This is a genomic window from Acetobacter sp. DmW_136 (assembly GCF_008690365.1).
Lineage (GTDB): Bacteria > Pseudomonadota > Alphaproteobacteria > Acetobacterales > Acetobacteraceae > Acetobacter > Acetobacter oryzifermentans.
Genome location: NZ_VHON01000025.1, coordinates 1 through 2,841, shown reverse-complemented (window position 1 = coordinate 2,841; position 2,841 = coordinate 1). Strand labels below are relative to the sequence as shown.

General features: G+C 44.8%; 1 protein-coding gene. It reads right to left on the bottom strand.

Annotation, left to right across the window (positions count from 1 at the left end; all coding sequences use genetic code 11):
* Window positions 1-451 precede the first annotated feature (451 nt).
* On the bottom strand, window positions 452-2,512 hold the full coding sequence (locus FKW31_RS08640; RefSeq protein WP_238332783.1) for a phospholipase D family protein: 2,061 nt from the start codon (window positions 2,510-2,512) through the stop codon (window positions 452-454).
* Window positions 2,513-2,841: the final 329 nt, after the last annotated feature.

The following is a 2,841-nucleotide window of genomic DNA, read 5'->3' as shown; positions in this document are numbered from 1 at the left end:
CCGTCGGTAAGCCAGATCAGACGCATAGGAAGTCCTGAACAACCAGAAAATGATCCAAAATTACTCCATCTGTGAGATTTCCGCGTCGATATTTCCCCCATCTCCTCTGGTTCTGAAGAGGAGAGACATATTGAAAAATCGCAGTATTCTGACTTTTGCTACTCTATCAGGCTTTGCCCAGAGCACAGAAAATTGGCTACCTCAATCGGGCGTTAAATCACCCTATGCTTCTCTGTCAGTGCCCACGACACTCAAGCCCGTTCTGGACTCGCTGGCAGGCCTGGCTACCGAATTACAGCGGTTCAGGAGCCCTCTTCACGCTAGCTTGACAGAAGCAAACCATGCTCTGCGTTCTGAGGGCCTCAACATCAGGAACAGATCAGAATGTCCCTGATGTTGGTTGCTGAATTAAGGTTTACAAAAGTCTACAACTCAAACGAAAATGCATTAATTACTTACGTTTCTTCCAAACTTTCATAAGCCGCTTAACGAGTGAACTATGAGGAATTGGAGCAAATCCCAACTCATTTTCCATTGCCTGAATATCCAGTTTGACGGCATCTGCAATGCGTCCTTTGGAAACAAATTCTGGTACAGATTTTTCAAATGCCATGGCTTGGCGAATATCTCCACCAAAGCGCACCTGCATAAAGCGCTTGTCTCGCGACAGAGCGATGTTTTCTGGATGACTTCTGATCATTTCGACAAGCACACGTTGGAACTGAACGGCCCGCATAGCTTGATAGGTCCGATAAGAAAGAGGACAGACCCAGTCGGGCTTTACAGGAAGGTGTTGTTCTATCAACGATAACAAGAGATGAGAGGACACCGTAAAGACATCTGGAATCTGTTTACCATCACTCTGATCCATCTCGATCCGCATATCTCGAACGCGAGGAAACATGAGTGTCAGATAACGCCGGTATAAAGCTGTCCCGATTTCTTTTTGCAAACGCCGGGGGCTTTCCGTCTGAAGCGCTCGACTATCCGGGAGAGAAGCATCAATATGACACGTCACCATCCGTTTGGTCAGATCAGCTGAAATGCTTGTCACGTCCTTGTTGGTCGTCAGGACGATAGGGGCGTAGCATTCGGCCATATCCCGATCAGTACGCACCATGTCAGGCACATATTTACTCATTCGATCTGGCGTCACGTCATCAATCAACAGAGGAATAGCCCCTAATTGCTGACGCAAGCCCAAAGCACGTTGTGCCGTAAAAATCGATGACTGAATACTTTTGACAACCCCGAACATGGATTGTGCAATAATCTGCGTAAACAGGGTTTTTCCACCACTGGAGCGACCATATAAAACCGCGTACGGGGGATAAAGCCACGGGTCGATATGATGACTAACGGCTCCCTGTCTTAAAAAGGGTGCAAAAGGTGCCATGTAAAGCCAGACCAGAAATGCCCAGTAGGAGGCGATGGCACTTTGGCTATTTCCATAAAATGCCGAAAAACTACTGATATAATTCACAAGCAGGTGCACATCTCGGGCAATGTCATGTTCTGAAATGGTATCTTTTTCAGAAATCCATAACTGATTATTGAGAAAAACCTCTCCCGTCCGAACAGAGAGGGAGGCCCGTGGAATTTCATCTTTCGGACAATGCACAGCAGGCAGTTTATCGCGTGCCTGCAAAAAAGTTGAAACGATTGTGGGAGTGACCAACGTTACTCCCTTGCGGGTCATCGGCAGAGAAATTGTTTCAAGTTCCTGCCGTAGGCGTTGAGCCTTTCGTAACGCATCAATGGCCATTCCCTCTGAAATCGCCATACCTCCCTGTTCGATATGAACCAGCCCGGCCCGTATCGCACGCACAATGGGAACATCCTCGTAAGGAAGGGATGCTGTAGAAATATCAGGCTGTTTATCTTTGCCGTCAGAAGAAACGCTAATCAAAATATCCGTTTCAATTGCAACGCTTTTTTTGTAGTCACGTTGGTAATATTCATCAAAAGCATTCCATGCTGTTAAATCATCAAAAGTGATGAGGACTTCATGTTGATGCCCATGGAAGGCCGCTATACTGAGATTGGCCGATCCTGTGACTACGCGTTGACCATTGGAACCTGAAAGTAAATAAAGTTTTTCATGACTTGGGCGACCAGTCAGAAGTCTGAAACGCAAGGTGCCATTTTGCAAGCGCGGAAGAAAGAGACTGCTGCGTGGGCCAAGAAGTTGACGTAAGCCTTCTACAAGCGATTTTTGATCTGTGAGACAATCCTTAAACCCGTAGTCTTCAAAAAGCTGACTGGCTTGAGCTAAAGCGATATGGGTTTTGGTCAGGATATGCTCAGAGCCAAAAACAATTTCGATATCTTCAAACTGTTCTGTCAGATTGAGCAAAAATTCCAGAGAACTTGAAAAGGTAATCGCACGTAAAGCAGAATATCCATTGAAAACCTCAGACCAGTTCTGTTGTCGACAAGTTTTTAGCTGTGCCTGAAACACAGTGAGTGGTCCAGAATGCGAAGGAGAAATGTTTAAGAAAAGATCCGACATTTTTCTGTTATTCCAAATCATTTGATGATTAAATTAAAAAACTAAGAAATAATGATTTTATTTTGCCAAAATTTCGGTGTTTTATTGTTATTTAATTTTTATTATTTTGAAATTTTATAGAATATTTACTTCAAAACATGGAAAAATACGGGAACAATTTCTCATTCCCGCATTGAAGATTACCAGTAATATTCGTGGGGCCGTCGGGTTCCGGTGTAAGGAAAGACCGCCTCGCCAGGATCGACGCGGAAATCTCACAGATGGAGTAATTTTGGATCATTTTCTGGTTGTTCAGGACTTCCTATGCGTCTGATCTGGCTTACCGACGG

Excerpts from the sequence above, each read along its gene's own strand:
- FKW31_RS08640 (WP_238332783.1), bottom strand. The coding sequence starts at position 2,512 with ATGTCGGATCTTTTCTTAAACATTTCTCCTTCGCATTCTGGACCACTC.